The 18,478-nt window shown below is 58.1% G+C and carries 16 protein-coding genes; 11 read left to right on the top strand and 5 right to left on the bottom strand.

The features are described from left to right. Positions 1-31 precede the first annotated feature (31 nt). Both F1C16_RS03720 and F1C16_RS03715 read left to right on the top strand, forming a co-directional pair. The gene (locus tag F1C16_RS03720) at positions 32-934 is read left to right on the top strand and encodes a DUF58 domain-containing protein (RefSeq protein WP_185283024.1); all 903 of its coding nucleotides are present in this window, start codon (positions 32-34) and stop codon (positions 932-934) included. Then, the gene (locus F1C16_RS03715) at positions 927-1,874 is read left to right on the top strand and encodes a hypothetical protein (RefSeq protein WP_185283023.1); all 948 of its coding nucleotides are present in this window, start codon (positions 927-929) and stop codon (positions 1,872-1,874) included. The genes F1C16_RS03720 and F1C16_RS03715 overlap by 8 nt, the downstream gene beginning before the upstream one ends. A 154-nt stretch (positions 1,875-2,028) precedes the next feature. Here F1C16_RS03715 and F1C16_RS03710 read toward each other — a convergent pair whose 3' ends face one another. Continuing rightward, positions 2,029-2,826 (bottom strand): alpha/beta hydrolase, encoded by a 798-nt coding sequence (locus F1C16_RS03710; protein WP_219733395.1) that lies wholly within the window; start codon positions 2,824-2,826, stop codon positions 2,029-2,031. Positions 2,827-3,134: 308 nt separating this feature from the next. Here F1C16_RS03710 and F1C16_RS03705 point away from each other — a divergent pair, with 308 nt between their 5' ends. The 6 genes from F1C16_RS03705 (at position 3,135) to F1C16_RS03680 (ending at position 9,738) form a co-directional block, all read left to right on the top strand. Further along, positions 3,135-4,253, top strand: coding sequence for an acyltransferase (locus F1C16_RS03705; protein ID WP_185283021.1), 1,119 nt, complete (start codon positions 3,135-3,137; stop codon positions 4,251-4,253). Positions 4,254-4,528: 275 nt separating this feature from the next. Beyond that, positions 4,529-5,746, top strand: a complete 1,218-nt coding sequence (locus F1C16_RS03700; RefSeq protein WP_185283020.1) for a glycoside hydrolase family 76 protein — start codon at positions 4,529-4,531, stop codon at positions 5,744-5,746. Positions 5,747-6,011: 265 nt separating this feature from the next. Further along, positions 6,012-7,247 (top strand): hypothetical protein, encoded by a 1,236-nt coding sequence (locus F1C16_RS03695; protein WP_185283019.1) that lies wholly within the window; start codon positions 6,012-6,014, stop codon positions 7,245-7,247. Between the two features lie 141 nt (positions 7,248-7,388). Further along, positions 7,389-8,441 (top strand): VWA domain-containing protein, encoded by a 1,053-nt coding sequence (locus F1C16_RS03690; RefSeq protein ID WP_258049018.1) that lies wholly within the window; start codon positions 7,389-7,391, stop codon positions 8,439-8,441. 48 nt (positions 8,442-8,489) lie between these two features. Next, complete coding sequence (locus F1C16_RS03685) at positions 8,490-9,158, top strand: YggS family pyridoxal phosphate-dependent enzyme (RefSeq protein ID WP_185283018.1); 669 nt, start codon at positions 8,490-8,492, stop codon at positions 9,156-9,158. Positions 9,159-9,360: 202 nt separating this feature from the next. Then, on the top strand, positions 9,361-9,738 hold the full coding sequence (locus F1C16_RS03680) for a DUF423 domain-containing protein (protein WP_185283017.1): 378 nt from the start codon (positions 9,361-9,363) through the stop codon (positions 9,736-9,738). An 81-nt stretch (positions 9,739-9,819) separates the two neighbouring features. Here the strand turns inward: F1C16_RS03680 and F1C16_RS03675 are convergent, their stop codons facing one another. Then, positions 9,820-11,241: an amidohydrolase family protein gene (locus F1C16_RS03675; RefSeq protein WP_185283016.1), complete on the bottom strand. Its 1,422-nt coding sequence runs from the start codon at positions 11,239-11,241 to the stop codon at positions 9,820-9,822. Positions 11,242-11,393: 152 nt separating this feature from the next. On the opposite strand from F1C16_RS03675, the gene F1C16_RS03670 reads away from it, so the two are divergent. Then, positions 11,394-12,662, top strand: coding sequence for a cation:proton antiporter (locus F1C16_RS03670; protein WP_185283015.1), 1,269 nt, complete (start codon positions 11,394-11,396; stop codon positions 12,660-12,662). Positions 12,663-12,679: 17 nt separating this feature from the next. On the opposite strand, the gene F1C16_RS03665 is transcribed toward F1C16_RS03670, so the two are convergent. The 3 genes from F1C16_RS03665 to F1C16_RS03655 form a co-directional block, all read right to left on the bottom strand. Then, positions 12,680-13,162, bottom strand: coding sequence for a DinB family protein (locus F1C16_RS03665; RefSeq protein WP_185283014.1), 483 nt, complete (start codon positions 13,160-13,162; stop codon positions 12,680-12,682). A gap of 113 nt (positions 13,163-13,275) precedes the next feature. Further along, a complete protein-coding gene (locus F1C16_RS03660) occupies positions 13,276-13,776 on the bottom strand; it encodes a DUF1573 domain-containing protein (RefSeq protein ID WP_185283013.1) in 501 nt (166 codons plus the stop codon). Positions 13,777-14,074: 298 nt separating this feature from the next. Next, a complete protein-coding gene (locus F1C16_RS03655) occupies positions 14,075-15,502 on the bottom strand; it encodes an ATP-dependent RecD-like DNA helicase (protein ID WP_185283012.1) in 1,428 nt (475 codons plus the stop codon). 319 nt (positions 15,503-15,821) lie between these two features. Between F1C16_RS03655 and F1C16_RS03650 the strand changes: the two genes are divergently transcribed. Together F1C16_RS03650 and F1C16_RS03645 are read left to right on the top strand one after the other, a co-directional pair. Next, positions 15,822-17,327, top strand: a complete 1,506-nt coding sequence (locus F1C16_RS03650; protein ID WP_185283011.1) for an alpha-L-arabinofuranosidase C-terminal domain-containing protein — start codon at positions 15,822-15,824, stop codon at positions 17,325-17,327. Positions 17,328-17,362: 35 nt separating this feature from the next. Continuing rightward, entirely contained in the window at positions 17,363-18,334 is a 972-nt protein-coding gene (locus F1C16_RS03645; protein WP_258049017.1) for a hypothetical protein, read from the top strand. The last annotated feature ends 144 nt before the right edge of the window (positions 18,335-18,478 follow it).

The following is an 18,478-nucleotide window of genomic DNA, read 5'->3' as shown; positions in this document are numbered from 1 at the left end:
AAAGTTAGCCAGATCCCGTAGTTTAGCCGTGATGAATACGCCCGAATCCACGCCTTTCCAGCAACTTGTGCGCCGTTTGCGGCAAATGGAGATACGTATTCTCAAAACTGCCGACGCGCAGCTACAGGGCGATTTCAGCTCGGTGTTCAAGGGCACGGGGTTGGAGTTTGATGATGTACGTCTCTACCAATACGGCGACGAGGTGCGCGCCATCGACTGGGCCGTATCCAGCAAAGGCCACGGCACGTTCGTCAAGACGTACAAGGAAGAACGCGAACAGTCGGTTTTATTGCTGCTTGATGTGAGTGCCTCGCAGCAGGTAGGCGCCCAAGGTAGGCGCAAGCTCGATGTGGGTCGCGACATCTGCGGCCTGTTGGCGCTGGCTGCCGCCCGGCAAGAGGCACAACTGGGCATTTTTGCGTTTTCGGATCAAAAAGAACTGTTTCTGTCGCCGGGCAAGGGTATTCGGCACGCCTACGCCCTCATTAAGCGGTTGTTTGACCTGGAGCCCCGCTCGCGCCAAACCAACGTAGCCGAGGGCATCAAGCAGGCACTGGGCCTATTGAAGCGACGCAGCATTGTGCTCTTGATTTCGGATTTCATCGACACCAACTACGAGCGGGAGCTGACCATGCTGGCTCGCAAGCACGACCTGATTGTGGTGCAGCTGCTGGACCAGCGCGAGCGGGAGTTTCCGCCTCTGGGCATCATTCCGCTGCTCGACCAGGAAACCGGCCGCACCGTGTGGACCAACACGTCCTCGGCGGCGTTTCGGGCGCGCTACCGGGCCACCTACGAGCAAACCCGTGAGCAAATCGGGCAAATTTGCCGGCGCCACCGCACCGAGTTTCTATCCATTGCCACCGACTCCGACTTTGTGCCGCAGCTGGTGAGTTTGTTTCGGAGGCGCAACCAGCGGGGCGGCCGTGGGTAATCGCGCCGCCTGGGTAGGGCCGCTACTGGCGGTGCTCTTGTTGCTATCTGGTAGCACCGCATACGGACAAACCGCGCCTCGCACCGACACCTTGCCGCGTGGCCGTTTCGTGCAGCCTACCGTGCGCGTGGGCCAGCCCATTCGCTACGAGCTAACCTACCGCCACGCGCCAAACCTGGAAGTAATTTTCCCGGATTCGACGGCCAGTTTTGCGCCGTTTGAGCTGATTCGGCGTTCCTACCAGCCCACCCGCACCCGCCAGGGCCGCAGCCTCGACCGCACTGTGTACCTGCTGCGCACCTTTTCCCTGGACCCCGTGCAGCACCTGCGCCTGCCTGTGCTGGTGCTGCGCGGCCGCGATACGCTCACGGTGCCCGCCCTCCCCGACTCGGTGCAGCTAACGCGCACGGCGGCTCCTTTACAACCCGGTGTTCCTACCCCTACCCTCCGCGCTAATGTGCAACCACTGCCCATAGAAGCGCGCTTCAACTACCCCTACTGGCTGGCGGGCTTCGCAGTGTTGGCACTCGTGGCCGGGGGGCTGGTTCTGGGCTTTCGCAAGGGCCTGCGTCGGCGCTACCAGCGGTACCGCCGACGCAAAAACCACGCGTATTTCCTCACGCAGTATGCCCGCCACATCGAGCGGTTTGAGCTGTCGCGCTCCCTCACCAATATGGAGCGCGCCATCACGCTCTGGAAAAACTACCTCAGCACCCTCGAAAACAACAGCATCAACAGCCTGACTACCCGCGAGATAGTAGCGCACTACCACCACGACCCACGCGTGGCCCAGGCCTTGCACCTGGCCGACCGCATGATCTACGGCAACCAGCTGATGGAAGAAGAAACCGAAAGTCCGCTGGTATTCGACCTACTGCGCGAGTTTGCAGAAGTGCGCTACCAGGCCGATGAGCGCTCATTAAATCCAGCACGAGGGTAACTTTGGAACTGCGCTATCCTAACGTAGAATCTGCTCTGTTCAGCGGATGAGTTCCTAGCCTACTCACAGAGCTTTGCGAAAAGCCAGGAGCGTCAGGCCTACGTGCCTCTTGAAGAAGATGTTGAAGCAGGACACATACTAGAAGTATAAACAGTTACTTACCAGCTGTATTTGTAGTAGGTTTGAAAACAGTGCGCAACGCTTTCAGCGCGGCTGGATGATAGATTGTTGCGTGCGTTTCCTCGGGCATGGGTTCGTAATACCACCGGATAGTGCGCTTCGCTGCCTTCAGCGCGGATGGTAGCCGGCGCGACTCGGGAATCTGGGCATCATCGCTGCTGGAGGCAACATACACCGTTTTTGCCGGACCGCTGTAGCCCTGTAGCATGGCCTTAGCTTGGTCTACTAACTGGCCCTTGTTCCACCACAGGCTAGGATCAAAGGCAATGTACGTATCGAAGAGCTCGGGCTCCAAAAACAGTGTTTCCAGCACAAACAAGCCCGCTAACGACTCCCCCATGATGGCCGTTTCGGCAGCGGTGTGGTATCGCTCCCGGATTAGGGGCATGAGCTCCGTGCGAATAAACAGCCGGAATGCGGCCGACCCGCCTACCTGTGGGGCAATCTTCCGATCTTCTTCGCTGTTGGTGGGGCCGGTTAGGTCGCGCCGGCGCTGGGTATTTTCAATTCCGACCAATATAAACGGGCGCATGGTTCCATTGCCCGTGAGCACCTGCACCAAACCTGCCACGTGCAGGAAGTCTTCTTGCTGCCCGCCATCGGGCATGTACAGCACAGGCAGCCGGATGGCGGCTGAATCGGTATAACCCGGTGGTACATACACGTTGATGCGGCGCGTTTCGTGCAGCGCCTCCGACGGCAGCGTGAAGGTTTGCCCAATGGTCAGGGGCGTGGACGCTGTTTGGGCATGCGCCGCGGGGTAACAGCTCACAAAGAGCAACAGGGCGCAGAGTGCAAAGAGACGACTAGCTTTCACAAGAAAGAGAATAGTATAAGATGCCGGAAGGAGCCGCGAAGGTACGCGAATGAGCCAAGGGCCCGCTAGGCCTCGCGCTTATCCCTTGTATTCTAGGCATGAGAAGAATCGGTTATTGCTGCTAGCCTTTCCCTGCTCGTGCAGGTACACGTCGTACCAAACTACATGCTTAGAGCAAAGAGGCCTACCCCTACTGCGCCTTTCATCTGCTCGGTTTATATACTTTGCCAAAGATTTATCTTCTCGCCTGTATAGCCGATCTGATGCCAGGAACACACAACAAGGAGCTAGCCACTCCACCCCACTACCCCGTCTTAGACGGTCTTCGCGGGGTTGCGGCCATCATCGTGGTTACCTTTCATCTGACCGAGCCACTGGGAACCGGACACCTGGATATTCTGGTCAATCACGGCTATTTGGCGGTCGACTTCTTCTTCCTGCTATCTGGCTTCGTGATTGGCTACGCTTATGATGACCGTTGGTACAAGATGAGCGTAGGCGGTTTTCTAAAACGCCGGGTCGCACGCCTCCAACCTATGGTAGTGCTGGGAATGACCCTCGGCGCCATCGGCTTCTATTTCACTGATTCTACCATCTGGCCACTCATTCATACGGTTCCCGTCTGGAAGATGCTGCTGGTGCTGCTCATTGGGTATACCATCCTACCCGTGCCGCTGTCGCTGGATATACGGGGCTGGCAAGAGATGCACCCTTTGAATAGCGTAGGCTGGTCGTTGTTCTTCGAATACGTGGCGAACCTATTGTATGCCATCTGGATCCGGAAATTTTCCAACACCGCTTTATGCATCCTGGTCGGCATCGCGGCTATTGCCCTAGCTCATTTGGCCATCACCAACGGCGACGTTAGTGGCGGCTGGACGCTGAATGTGGAACAGGTTCGCATTGGACTCACCCGCACGATGTTCCCTTTCGGGGCCGGGCTGTTGCTTTCCCGGGTAGCCAAGCCCACGGGGCGCATACGCAACGCCTTTTTCTGGTGCAGCCTGCTACTGGCTATTCTTCTGTATATGCCGCGCCTGGGCGGCGCGACGCATCTGTGGCTGAACGGACTTTATGAATCGGTGTGCATTATCCTCCTTTTTCCGCTCATCGTCTACCTGGGTGCCAGTAGCGCGGTGCAAACGCACCACGAGAGCAGACTATGTAGGTTTCTGGGCGACCTATTCTACCCGCTTTACCTGGTGCACTACCCGCTAGTCTATTTTTATGTTGCCTGGATCAGCAATCATCCAGGCACCACGCTCACGCAGGCGTGGCCCTATGCGCTACTTATCTTACTAGGCGGAATCGTGCTGGCTTATGCTGCCTTGAAGTGGTATGATGAACCGGTTCGCAAGTGGTTATGGAGAAAACTTGTGTAGGCTCGGAATATTGGAATACGTGTGGCCAAGGCGCTGGCATCAGCTACCTATCGCTGTCTGTCCTTATTCTACAGCACTCGTAGCGAGGCACTTGAACTGCTTTTTTGCTTAGGACTAGTTTCGTAGGCAGCAAAAAACCTGTACCTTCTCCGGCATCGTACCGCAGCGCACGCTTCGCAGAGACGCTTCGCAGAGCATTGGATGGCCTACCCCGGTCACCAGATCACGAAGCCGCTCGTCACTAGGACTACCTTCCCACCCATACTCCACATCCTATGCAAACGAACCACGTTACGTACCGCCCCCAACCCCAGGCCTCCGTGCCTTCTAGCCTACGGCACACCCTGCGCCGGAGTATTCTGCCAGCCGTGCTGCTGAGTCTGCTTTCGGGCTGTCAAGAGGAGGTTTTCACCGACAGTGACGCAACAGGCGGAATAGCCCCTACCCAGGTCAGCGCGCTGGCCGTCGTTCCCAAAAGCGAAGCGCTGCTGGCGCTGACTAGCTACGACAACAAGTACTACAACCAGTACGGCACGTATGGCCCTACCTTCAAGGCCAACTATTGGTTTGATCTGGCTAAGACCCGGCGCATGGACTTCTGGACCCAAGCCGAAGCCATCGAAACCGTCATCGATGCATACAATGTCAACCCGACGACCGAGTATAAAAACAAAATTCAGTACCTCTACAACGGCATGCGCGATGCCCACGGCCTGCTGTGGAGCAGCAACGAGTTCAACGACGACATCATCTGGGGCTCTCTGATGTGCATCCGCGCCTACGAGATCTGGAACGACGGGGGCATGCTGGATATGGCCCGGCAGAACTTTGACCTGGTGTGGGCCCGCGGCTGGGACACCACGCTGGGCGGGGGCCTGTGGTGGAAAACCGACAAGCTCTCCAAAAACACCTGCGTGAATGCGCCGGCCGTGATTTGCGCCATGCGGCTCTACAAAGCCACCGGCGACGTGAGCTACCGCAACAAAGCCAAGATGATTATGGACTGGCTGGTGCCGCAGATGTATGTGCCCGCCACCGGCGAAGTGAAAGGGGCAGTGAACAAAGCGGGCCAAATCACGGAGGGCGCTTTGCTGTATACCCAAGGCACCTTCATTGGGGCCGCCAATGAATTGCGCCCTTACTACAGCAGCCCCGACTACCGGGCCATGGGGGTCCAGGCGATGAACTACGCTCGCACCAGCTTATCCAAGTCGCCCGGCGGTATTTTGCAGGATGAAGACGCCGTACTGGACATTCAGGGAGGCAAGTCCATCTTTGCGCGGTGGGCCTGCATCTTCGTGAAAGACACCGGCACCGCCTCCACGTACGGTCCGTGGCTAGACCTAAATGCTAGCCAGGCGTGGTCGATCCGCAACTCAAACGGCATCATGTGGAATTTGTGGAGTACGCGCACCTCCGACACGGACAACCTGAACTCGTGGCGCACGAATGGCGGCGTGTCCATGATGCTCAACCTCTACCGCTTCCGATAGCTTAAGTGGGTAAGAAGTCAGATAAGAGCTACCCCTAAGAGAAGCATGAAAGCCCCTCCGATGAGGGGCTTTCTCGTTTTTATGGTGGAATGATGTGACCCGAAGTAGCGCCTCGTTAGCTCTGAGTTCAATTCCCATTAGATAAGCCCGAGAGGAAAGCCCCCTTAAATGAAGATTACATGAAACATAGTTGCACATTTAACATTAATTATCTTAATATTGCATCAATGTTTCATGTAATATTCATTCAAGGCAGTTTGCTCTTATGAAATTCAACCTTTCCACCTCTACCTTTTTACTGGCGTTACTTGCCACGGCAACGTTGTCTTCGTGCGACGACAACGACTCAGATGCCGCACCTGACGTAGCTGCTACTGAGCAGGAGCATCGTTACGTACGGGTATTGGTAAGCGACGAGCAAGACACCAAGCTCACGCAAATAACTCCCTTCGATGCTTCGGTGACCTCCTTCAACACCAAGTTTCCGCTGGCCAACCTGTACACCACAGCCTCTGGCCGTTTTGCAACGGTGCTGTATCAGAGCCAAAACATGGTGGAAGTATTTGATACAGGGCTAGAGTCGCACGTAGACCATGTGGATGTGAAGGGTACGCCGAAATGGGCTGCCATTACGGCCAATGGCGCGAAGCCTACCCATTTCAAAAGCAAAGGCACCGAGTCGCTGATTTTCAACGACGGCGACGGCACCCTCAGCGTTGGTAATGACGCCGATTTTCATACGCCGGGCGCAACGTTCAAGACCATCAATGCTGGACTGCTGCCACACCACGGGGCTATGGCCCAGTTCGACAATGGCAACTACGCCGTCACGGTTGCCCCTACCTCTGGTGCCAGCCCTACCAGTGTGCGCGTAGTCAGCAGCACGGGTAGCCTAGTGCACGCCTCTACCCTGACAACCGGGAGCATCCATGGCAACGCCACCGACGGGCAGAACGCCGTATTTGGCTGTTTTACTACCTCTGCTAATACTTCGGGCAGCGTGTTGGTGGTGAAACAGTCGGGCGAGCAGCGCCTGATTGCTAACCCAGCCGATTTTGGCGCTTTCCGTCTGGCCAGCGTCTATTATGCCAAGGCAGCCAATAAGTTTATTGGCTACGTGGCCACCAAAGGCGCCTATTTCATCGACCTGGGCACCGACCGGATTACGCCCATCTATACTGGCAATGATGCCATACAGTGCAAGGTAGACCAGGCGGGCAGCAACCTGCTGATTCTTACCCTTGATGGAAAGCTGCGCGTATACGACCTCGCCACCGGCACCCTGAGAAAGGAAGGCCAGGCCATTCCCGCTACCCCAGCCGCCGATACCTACAAGCCGGTTTTGGAAGCTACGGAGCGCTACGCCTACATTGCCGTGCCGACGCTGGGCGAGGTGCACCAAGTGAAGCTCACCGATTTTGGCAGCGTGACGAAACATAAAGTATCGGCCCGGCCGGTGCGCCTCACGGTGGCTGGCTTCGAGAGCAGCACTTCACACTAACTCCTCGTGGCCTACCCGGCCAGCGACAGATAGAGTAGTATATTTGGCAAAGACTTCCGTGGCGGAAGGATATAGCAGGCCGTGCCTGCCGTATTCCGCACACGGAAGTCTTTTGCCGTCTACCCTGCCCTTCTCTATTCTATGCTCGAACAGCTTTGGCACCGCTTGCTGGCCCCTTTCCTGGACGCGTTGCGCTACTCTACGCTGACGGGCTACACCTGGCAGGAGCCGCGCTTGTTGCTCCTGATACCGGTGGTGCCGCTGCTCTTTGTGGTGCGCTGGGCGCTGACCTACCGCCGCCGGGCCCGGCTGGGAGTGGCCTTTGTGGGGGGTAGGGTGCGCCAGGATTGGTCGGCGCTGCTGCGTTTTGTGCCCGATGTGGTGCTGGCCCTCAGCCTGATGTTTGGCCTAGTGGCGCTGGCCCGCCCTCAACGCACCGACGAGCGCGTGGTGCAAACAGGAGAAGGCATTGACTTGCTGCTGGTGCTGGACGTATCGGGCTCGATGGAGCTGGGCGACCTGCGCCCCAACCGCCTGGAAGCCGCCAAGCGCCTGGCCCGCGAGTTTGTGGACAGCCGCGCCGGCGACCGGGTAGGGCTGGTGGTGTTTGCTGGCGATGCCTACTCCCTGGCCCCCCTCACCACCGACTACGACCTGCTGCGCGACGAGCTGCGCAACCTACACTTGGGTATGATTGCCAACGACGGCACGGCCATTGGCTCGGCGCTGGGCGTGGCCACCAACCGCCTTCGGGCTTCGCGCAGCCGTACCAAAGTGTGCATCTTGCTTTCCGACGGCGAGAATACTGCCGGCAGCCTCGACCCGCTCACGGCTGCCCAGCTGGCCCACGCCTACGGCCTGAAGATCTACACCATCGGCCTGGGCCGCGACGGCACCGTGCCCTTCGGCACCGACCCCGCGGGCCGCACCCGCTACGTGGAAACCCGCCTCGACGAAACCACCATGCGCCAAATTGCGCAGGCCGGCGAAGGCCAGTTCTTCCGTGCCACCGACAACGCCGGCCTGCGCCAGGTGTTTCGGCGTATCAATCAGTACGAGAAGTCCGAAATCAAGCAAACACGCTACCGCAATACCAAGGATTACTACCGCATCTACCTGGGGTGGTGCGTGTTGCTGTATTTGGGGTGGCTGGGGTTGAAGAATACGTTTCTGACGAATGCGCTGGAGGATTAAGTCCGACCTTATCTCTTACCCCACGGCGGCAGTGCCTACCTTTGCCGCATGAGCATTGCCGAGAACATTCAGCACATAGAAACCGAGCTGGCCGGAACAACGGCCCGGCTGGTGGTCGTCACGAAAACCCACCCGGTAGCGAAGCTGCAAGAAGCCTATAAGGCCGGTGCGCGGCTGTTTGGCGAAAACAAGGTGCAGGAGATGGTGGCCAAGCAACCCGAGCTGCCCGCCGATATTGAGTGGCACCTCATTGGGCACCTGCAAACCAATAAGGTGAAGCAGCTGGCGCCCTTCGTGCATACCATTCAGAGCATCGACAGCTTAAAACTGCTGTTGGAAATTGACAAGCGGGCCGCCCAGCACGACCGGGTGGTGAACGGCCTACTGCAATTCCACATTGCCGACGAGGAAACCAAAACCGGCCTCAGCTTCGCGGAAGCCGAAGAAATGCTGCAATCCGACGAGTACCAGCAGCTCCGTCACGTGCGCCTAACGGGCGTGATGGGTGTGGCTACCTTCACCGATGATGTGGCCCAGCTCCGCCGCGAGTTCCAGACGCTGCGCGGCTACTTCGAGCAGCTCAAGAGCCGCTTTTTCGCCGAGGCCGACCATTTCCGGGAAATCTCCATGGGTATGAGCGCCGACTACTCCTTGGCTATTGAAGAGGGTAGCACCCTGGTGCGGGTAGGCAGCGCTATTTTTGGCGCACGGGGGTAAACTCGCATGCTTCTAAAGATTGTCATTTCGACCAGCGGGAGAAATCTCGCATGCTGACGCAAGAACGTTATGCTGAGCGTATGCGGAGCCGTAGTCGAAGCATTTCTCCTGTAAGCAATTACTACCACACGAGATTTCTCCCGCTGGTCGAAATGACGCTCTCCCCATTCAACATTCAACCCTTAAAAATCAACACATCAACATGACTGCCCGACTTATTCTACAACTTGCTGCCCTGCTTGGCGCTCTGGGCGTGGGCATTGGCGCGTTTGGCGCGCACGGCTTGCGTGCGATGCTGGAAGCCACCGGCCGCTTCGATACGTTTGAAACCGCCGTGCGCTACCAGTTCTACCACACGCTGAGCCTGTTGGCAGTGGGCGTACTGCTGTACGTGCGGCCCGAGTTGCGCTTACTGGGCACCACGGCCGGGCTGTGGCTGGGCGGCATCCTGATTTTCAGTGGGTCGTTGTACGTGCTTTGCTTCACGGGTATCAAATGGCTGGGCGCCGTTACGCCGCTGGGTGGTCTGCTGTTTATTGCCGGCTGGATTACGCTGTTGCTGGCTGCCCGCCAGCTGTAGACGGCCACACTACCAATGCGAAGCCCCCTGCACGACCAGTTGCCTATACAACCGGTCGTGCAGGGGGCTTCGCGCTGCCAGCTAGTTCAGCCCTACCTTCCCCTTCACAGATTCAAACAGCTTTTTCGAATCGAACCCTACCCCTTGCTTGAACACGAGTTCCGTGTTGCGCACCTGGCGGATGTCCTGCTCCACGTCGCCAGCCACCAGCACTAGGTCGGCCTGCTTGCCTACTTCTACAGAGCCGATTTGGGCAGCCCGGCCGAGGTAGGTGGCACCGTTTAGAGTTGAAATTTTGATGGCCTGCGCCGGCGTGAAACCAGCTTCGACTAGCAGCTCCACTTGGCGGCGGTTAGCGTAGCCGGCCACCGTGCGACCGGCGCCGGTGGGGTCGGTGCCGGCCACCAGCAGACCGCCGGCGTCGTAGAACATCTTTTCCCAGGCCATCTCCTTTTTGAATAGCGCCGCGCTGGCCGAGTCGCGGCCCTGGTTGCGCTGCCAGGTGGTTTGCTCGCGCTCTTGGAGCTGCGGAATCAGCGCTTCCAGGCCGCCACCCAGCACCACCTCGCGGCCCGTGTAGGGCTCAAACACGGGTAGGGTCGATGTGAGGGCGACCTTCTTGCTAATCAGAAACTGAATGAGCGCCTTCATCTCGGGGCTGTTCTCGGGTAGGTTTTGCAGGCCGCGGTGCGAGGTAGGATAATCACACACATCGGGTTGATGGTTAGGCTCGAAGTCGGAGCTGGCCATGAAGCCGTGCTCCAGGTTGTCGATGCCCAGCTCGGCGGCCTCGCGGTAGGTGATGGCGCACAGGTGGCCCGTTATTTTGAGGTGGCGCGGGTGCGCCACGCTTACCACAGCGGCTAGGTCGGCGCGGGTGGCATGCATGTACATCTTGAACGACGTGCAGCCCCGGTCGGCCCAGTAGGTGGCGGTGCGGGCGGCGTCTTCGGGGCCGTGCACCGTGTTCAGGGCCGGAATATCCATACCGGGCTCCTCAATGTAGGGCGCCGTCACATCGATGCTCGGCCCAATGAGCTTGCCTTCCCCAATCAGGCGCTGAATGGCCAGGTCCGTTTGCGGCTCTACGCTGCCGGCCGTGCGGATGGTGGTAGCGCCTCCAGCCAGGTACAGGCGCGGAAACGAGTAGGGCATCTCGGCAATGTTGAAGAAGCTGCCTGCCGGCATGGTGTAGTAGAGGTGCTCGTGCAGCATCACGAAGCCCGGCAGCAACGTTTTGCCCGCCCCACTAATGATTTCGGCCTCCTTCGGCACCTTCACTTTACTGGCCTTGCCTACCTGCGTGATGCGGCCCTCCTGAAACACCACTGTCTGGTGTGCCTGCGCTGGCCGACCGGTACCGTCGATGAGCTTCACGTCGGTAATAGCTACCACATTGCCTTTCACCTTGATGTATTCGCTGACTTGCGGCGTGAACGTGGTTTGCGCGTGGGCCGACGCGGCGAAGACAGTGGCTGAAAGAAGTAGAAGTCGTGCAAGCATAGGAAGAGGGATTTGGTGAGGAAGATAAGGAGCGGAACTCCAACCATGACAACCGACTCGGAACACTGCCACATCGCCACCAAATCAGATTGTGCGTAGAAGCCTACCACGGCTGTTTACAGGCCACCTCTTCTCTCGGCTTATCGGCTTTCATGACCATTCCTGTTCTTATTATTTTACTGGGCTTCCTCATCTTTCTGGGGCACTACCTGGCGCAGCTGTTTGAGCGCACCCGCATTCCGGATGTGTTGGGCCTGCTGCTCGTGGGCGTGTTGCTGGGGCCCGTGCTGCACCTGTTAAACCCCGCAGATTTTGGGCAGGCCGGTCGTGTGTTCAGCAACGTGGTGCTGGTGTTCATTCTGTTTGAAAGCGGCCTGGAAGTGCGCTTCGAGCAGTTGCGGGCGGCACTCCGGGGCACGTTGACGCTCACCACCCTCAACTTTATCGTTACCACGGCACTCATAGCGGGTCTGGCGCAATTGTTCACCCCACTCGATGTGCTCAGTTCCTTTATTCTGGGTTCTATTTTGGGAGGAACCTCTTCGGCAGTAGTGACCACCCTCGCCCGCCAAGCGGCCGTAGAGGAGCGCACAACGACTACCCTGGTCATGGAATCGGCGCTGAGCGACGTGTACACGCTGGCTATTCCTATTGCCCTCATCAGCTTTTACACGGGCTCGGCGCTGACGGCTCGTACTATCTTCGACCATATACTGGCTTCCCCCGTGGTAGCAGTAATAGCGGGCGTGGGTGGTGGCTACTTGTGGTCGGTACTGCTGAACCGAATTCCTACCCTGCACAAAACCAGCTTCTCCACGCCCGCCTTCGTTTTTATTTTGTACGGCCTGGTCGAACTATTGGAGTTCAGCGGTCCGATTGCCGTGCTGTTTTTCAGCATCACGCTGGGCAATGTGGCGCTATTGCGCCCTAAGCCCTTGCCCCACTACTTCGCGCCGCGTCAGGTAGAGCTCACAGCGGCTGAAAAGGTTTTTTTTGCAGAAATCGTGTTTTTGCTACGCACTTTTTTCTTCGTGTACGTGGGTGCTTCCATTGTTTTCGACAATATCAACTTACTCCTACTCGGGGTAGGCTTCACGGTGCTACTATTTCTGGTGCGCATCCCGGTGGTGTGGCTGTCAGCCGATGCCACCACGCCTGTATTAGACAAGTCGGTGATGAGCATTCTGATTCCGAAGGGACTGGGTGCGGCCGTGTTGGCTACCCTACCCTTACAGCGAGGCATGGCTACGGGCGCTGCTATTCAAACCATTGTGTTTGCCGTTATCATGGCTACCACTGTGCTGTGTACCATCCTTTTCTTCTTGCTTGAAAAAGGCTGGATACTACCTTTTTACCGGTTGTTTTTCAAAGCACCGCCCGCCACCAACGCAGCCCAATCGTCATCGTCGCTTGTACCCTAGCTGGGGCGCCCAGCCTCCTACTTCCAGTTTTTCAGAAGCCGCCGCATCATCACAATCTCGCCGGTATGGTAGGCGGTGTGGTCGGCAATGAGTAGGGCCTCGCGTAGTAGCGTTTGGCCGGTGCCGTGCGGAATGGGCGCCAGCAGATCCTGCGCGGGGTCGCGCAGCAGGGCAATGAACCGCTCCCGGTCTTCCCGGATTTGCGTGAGCGTTTGCTGCCATTGCTCCTCCGTGGCGTTGGCGTCGCGGGCGGGCCAGTACCCATCGGGCCACTTGGGCGACTCGTGCGTTTCCTGCATCGAAAACTCCAGAATATCCCACTGCGCAATGCGCACATGCTCAGCTAATTGCCAGATGGTGTAAGGCATATCCGGCACGTGCCTATTGAAGACCAACAGCGGTACATCGACGCAGGCTTCTTCAAAGGTGATGTGGGCGTTAGCCTCTGTTAGCAGGCTGATTAAGTGGTCCACGAGGGCTTCGCGGGTGTTCTGTTCCATAGCTAAGAAGTTGAAGGAGTGTGAGGCAGTATACGCAAAAACTACCACGACAGAAACCAAAAATGGCCCGACTCATTTCTGAGCCGGGCCATTGGTAGCCGCAAGCAGTTGCCTTACGACTTCTTCTTGGCTTTCATTTTAGCGTCGCCGATTTTGGCTTTCTCCTTGCCGTCGGTAGACATGGCAGAAGTGGTCATGGCGGCGGCGTCTTTCACCTCGCCTACCAACGATACCATGGCATTGCCAGCAGCAGAGTTCGACTCGATGGTCAGCACTTTGTTCTGCATGCCCATTTTGCCAGCGCTGTTGAATTTGGCCGTTACGGAGCCGGTTTTGCCGGGCATCACCGGGTCGCGGGTCCAGTCGGGAGTGGTGCAGCCGCAGCTTACGCCGATGTTGGAAATCACCAGCGGCGCGGTGCCCGTGTTCTTGAACTTGAAGGTGTGTTCTACGATGCCGCCTTGCGCCACGGAGCCGAAATCGTACTTCGACTCTTCGAATTGAATATTGGGGCCGGCTACTTTAGCCTGGGCGTTGGCGGGGGCAACTGTTTGAGCCTGAGCCGCGAAGCCAGCCATCGACAGCGACAAAGCAAGGAAGAGTATCTTTTTCATGATGCTAGAACGTTTGGTAGGTAGCGTAGAACAAAGTTAAGATTTTCGCACTGACAGCCAAGAACTTTGCCAGTTTGGGGGTGTAACCAAGGTAGGCCGGTTGAAGTTCAGAAAGGTTGATGTGTTGATGAGTTAATGTGCTGATGTGGTGATGCATTGTCATCCTGAGCGGAGCGAAGGACCTTTTCACGCAAGAACAACAGGCGTCACAACGACTCGTTCTACGGGCATAAGGTCCTTCGCAGGCTCAGGATGACAGACGCTTTTCACTTCACAAACTCACAACTTCACCACTTCCCTACTCTTCACTCTTCACATCAGCAATTAGCTTCTGGTTGAAATTCAACAAGAACAGCCGCTCCGAGGCGCGGGTGATGGCCGTGTAGAGCCAGCGCGCAAACTCGGAGTTCACCATATCTTCTTTCAAAAAGCCGTGGTCGACGAACACGGCTTGCCACTGGCCACCCTGGGCTTTGTGGCAGGTGAGGGCGTAGGCGAATTTCACCTGCAAGGCGTTCAGGAACGGGTCCTTGCGCAGGGCGGCCGACTTGTCGCGCTTGGTGGTGAGGTGGGCATAATCTAAGCCCACGGCGTCGTAGAGGGCTTTGTTGCGGTCGGCGGGTAGGGCGGGGCTTTCGGTGTGCAGGGTATCGAGCAGCAGCTTCACCTCCTGCTCGGGCTCGTCGGGATAGTCTACGAAGCGCACGCGGGCGTCGGCAAAGTGAAACCCGAACTCTTCGGTGCGCCGCACGATTTTGGTGACCTGCACGAAGTCGCCGTTGGCCAGAAAGCCCATTTCGGAGTCGTTAGGCAGCCAGAAGTAGTTGTTGCGCACCACCATCAGGTAGTCGCCCGACTCAATCTCGTCCTCGGCCTCAAACAGAATGCGCCGGATGTACTGGTTGTACTGGTTGGCGTTTTTGTTGGAGCGGCAAATGATGGTGGTGTTTTCGTGGCCGAAGTTCTTGTAAGCCCACCGCAAGCCGTCTTCCAGCTTGTCGCCGCCCATCTTGAAAATGTCGCGGTAGCCACTGGTAAAGAACTGAATATGGGGCGCTTCCTCGCGCAGCTCTTCGCGCAGGATGGTAGCATTCACCAAAATACCCGACTCCTCGGCCTGGCGCATCACCTGGCGCAGCTCCACCGAATCGACGGCAGCGCGGAAGCGGTGACGCAGCAGCTCAGGGTCGAGAGCAGGACTCAGGAGCTGGCCCACCGGCGGCAGCTGGGCCGTATCGCCAATGAGCAGCAGGCGGTTGGTGGGCTTCTCGAACACGTAGCCCAACAGGTCGTCGAGCAGGCCGTTTTCGCCGAACGCCTTTTCATCGGAAATCATGGAGGCCTCGTCCACGATGTAGAGCATGTCGGCGGTGCGGTTGGGCTGGCGCTGGAAGTTGAGTCGGTCGGAGGCCGCGCCGCCGGTTTGCCGGTAGATTTTCTTGTGGATGGTGCTGGCCGCTACTCCCGAGTACACGCTCATTACTTTGGCCGCGCGGCCGGTAGGCGCCATCAGGGTGTACTTGCGGCCGCGCTGTTGGAGCCATTGCACGAGAGCACTCACCACAGTGGTTTTGCCGGTACCGGCGTAGCCGCGCAGCACAAAGGCCTTGCGGCCGGGCAGCTCATCTTTCAGAAACACATCGAGCTTCTGAAAAAGCAGGGCCTGATCCTGGGTAGGCTCGTAAGGAAAATAGTCGCGGACGGAAGGAATTCTGACGGATAGCATAGGCTGCAAAGATACAACGCTGTTCTTGGCGATGGGGAAAGCACCGTTGTTGAACAACACGATGAAACCCGGTATCCGTCCTCAACTTCTTGCCCTCCACAGCAGCCGGCGTAACTTGGCGCGTTCAAGCACTACGCTACCCTACTCCTACTAATTAAGAAGCTCCTGCTTGAACTAGTCAGGAATGGTGTAGAGACGCATCCTTGCGTCTCGTCGTCCGCACCGCGTGGCCGAAATCGTTCAACGACGAGACGTAAGTATACGTCTCTACATCGTTATACATACCTTTTTAGCTAACTTAAATAGCCTCTAAGAAAGCATGAAGCAGCCGTCGAGACGACGATTCATCAAGCAAAGCACGGGCGCCCTGCTCGGCACGATGGTTCCAGGGCCTATTAACTATGTATGGGGTGCGCCCGTTGCTACCCTCACGGTGCATCCAGACCAGTCTTTAGGGGAAATATCACCCCTTATTTATGGTCAGTTCATCGAGCACCTGGGTAGGGCCATCTACGGCGGCATCTATGACGACCAGAAGCACCGCTTCCGGTCCGATGTGCTGGAGAAAGTGCGCGGGCTGCGGCCGCCGTTGCTGCGCTACCCCGGCGGCACCGTCACCAAAATCTACCACTGGAAAGATGGGGTAGGCAAGCACCGGCCGGTGCGCAAAAACCTGATTTGGGGCGGGCTCGACAACAACCACATGGGCACGGACGAGTTTATGCAGTACTGCCGGCAGTTGGGGGCGGCTCCATTTCTGACCGTGAATATGTCGACGGGCACGGCCGAGGAAGCCGCCGAGTGGGTGGAATATTGCAACGGCACGGGCACCTACTACGCCACCCAACGCCAAAAAAACGGCCACGCCGCACCCTACCAGGTGCGGTACTGGGGCCTGGGCAATGAGGAGGCCGCGAAGGAAGACGCCGGCACCCTGCAAAACCCGCAGGACTACATCAAAAAAGCCTGGTACTACGCCAAGCTGATGAAGCTGCAAGACCCGTCTATCCAGCTGATACTGGTAGGCGACAAACCCGACTGGAATCAGCAGATCTTACAGGAGCTGCACCCCATCTGCGACTACCTTTCCCTGCACCTCTACGCCAGCTCCAAGCCCGGCGACCCGGCCTCGCTGTTCACTTCCATTGCGGCCATGGAAGCCAGCATTAAAGCCACGGCTGCTCAGATCAAGGAATATGCGCCGGCTACTGTCGAGACGTTCAGCAAGTGGTATCGCTTCTCGCCGCGGCAGCAGCCGGTGAAGATTGCCATTGATGAATGGGGCATTTGGGAAGCCGGGGGCCGCGGGGCTTACAACCTGGAAATGGACTACACCTGGAACCACGCGCTGGGCGTGGCGGCTTTCTTAAACATGTTTCAGCGCCACGCGGCGGCTATTGGCCTGGCTACCTGGGCGCAGACCGTAAACGTGCTGGCCCCCATCATGACCAACGAAACCACCAGCATCTGCCAGACCATTTACTACCCCTTGGCCTTGTACCGCAAGCTGTGTGGCCCTACCAGCGTGGCCGTCACAATTGCAGGCGCGGAGCACCTGGACGTGGCCGCCTCTACCGACGGCAAGACGCTTACCGTGGCCATTGTGCAGCCCAACGGCCAAGCCACCGATATCCGGCTTAATGCGCCTACCACCGGCAGCTGGACAGCCCACGAGCTAACGGCTCCTTCCCTAGAATCGATGAACACGCTGCAAACGCCCGACACGAACGTGGTCAGCTACCAGAAGCGGGCCCTACCCTCTGGCACCACCACCTACACCGTGGCCGGGCATAATATTGTGCTGCTGCAAGCGCCGCTCCGGTAACCGGGGCCGTATGTGTTGCTACTTCCACTAAGCCTATGGTCTTTCCTGCTCCTACCCGTGCGTTGCGCTATCTAGTGGTAGCGGTGCTGCTGTCTGCCTGCGCCGGCGCGCGGCAGTCGGGGCAATCGTTGCGCGTGGAGGCGGGCTACTGCGACCCGCCCCACCTCATTGCCGACGACCCAGCTTTTCTACCCCTACCCAGTATGCAGCTCCTGCTGCGCGACAGCCTACTATCGAAGCGGTTTTCGCAGCGCAGCTTGTTGCTGGCCAATGCGGCCGGCGTGCTGCCGCAGCTGCACGAGCTGGTGCGCCTGGAGCGCGCCACGCCCACCGGCAACGCCCGTAGCGAGCAGTACCAGGCTCAGCAGCAACGCATTCTAACGCGCTTGCTCCTCCTCTCTACCACCATTGCCAGCGTGGCCGCCGAGCTGGACTGCGAAGGCGAGCGGGCCGACCAGGTAGCCAGCTACCTCACTGAGCACGCCAACCGACGCGAACAGCGCCTTACGGTGCTTTCCATTGCGGTGGGGGCGGCTTCGGGCATTGCCACTACCGTACTAGAGGGGCGCACGGCGCAGTATGCTTTTGGCATTGGAGGTGGCCTGGCCACAGCCATTCTGGGCGTGCTCACGCTCACTTCAAACCCCACGGTGCTCTTCACGCATCCGCGCAATTTGCTGGCCGATATCTGGCAGGAAGCGCCGCAATCGAATGCCTACCCGCCGGCGGTGTGGTATGTGCTCACGGAGCCGGCGTTCAGTAATCAGGGGCAGTCGTCGCTGGCGCACAATGCGCGCCGCCGCTGGCAGCACTACGGCCAGCTAGAGCGCCCCGACTCCCGCAAGGGTCGGGCGCAACTGGAGCTGCTCTTCGGCGGCGGCGGACACTACGATGCCAACGCCCTGCACCTGCGGGCCGATATGCTGAACGAGTTGCAAGCCTCGGTGCGGCTGATCAATCAGGATTTGCGGGGCCTGCTGCAAGAGCTGACGCCCCCTGGGCAATAAACTACCATCAGTACAAGCAGTTATTTTCCTACCCTACTTTTTTCAGGGCATCTCTAATGGTCCTCTAATGTTACGCTTTGGGTAGGGTCGTACCTTTGCAGTGAAATTATCCGATGCTGATAGCCAACGTTTTGTCTATTATCA

It is taken from the genome of Hymenobacter sp. NBH84 (genome assembly GCF_014217645.1).
Lineage (GTDB): Bacteria > Bacteroidota > Bacteroidia > Cytophagales > Hymenobacteraceae > Hymenobacter > Hymenobacter profundi.
This window is presented reverse-complemented; position numbering and strand designations above follow the sequence as displayed.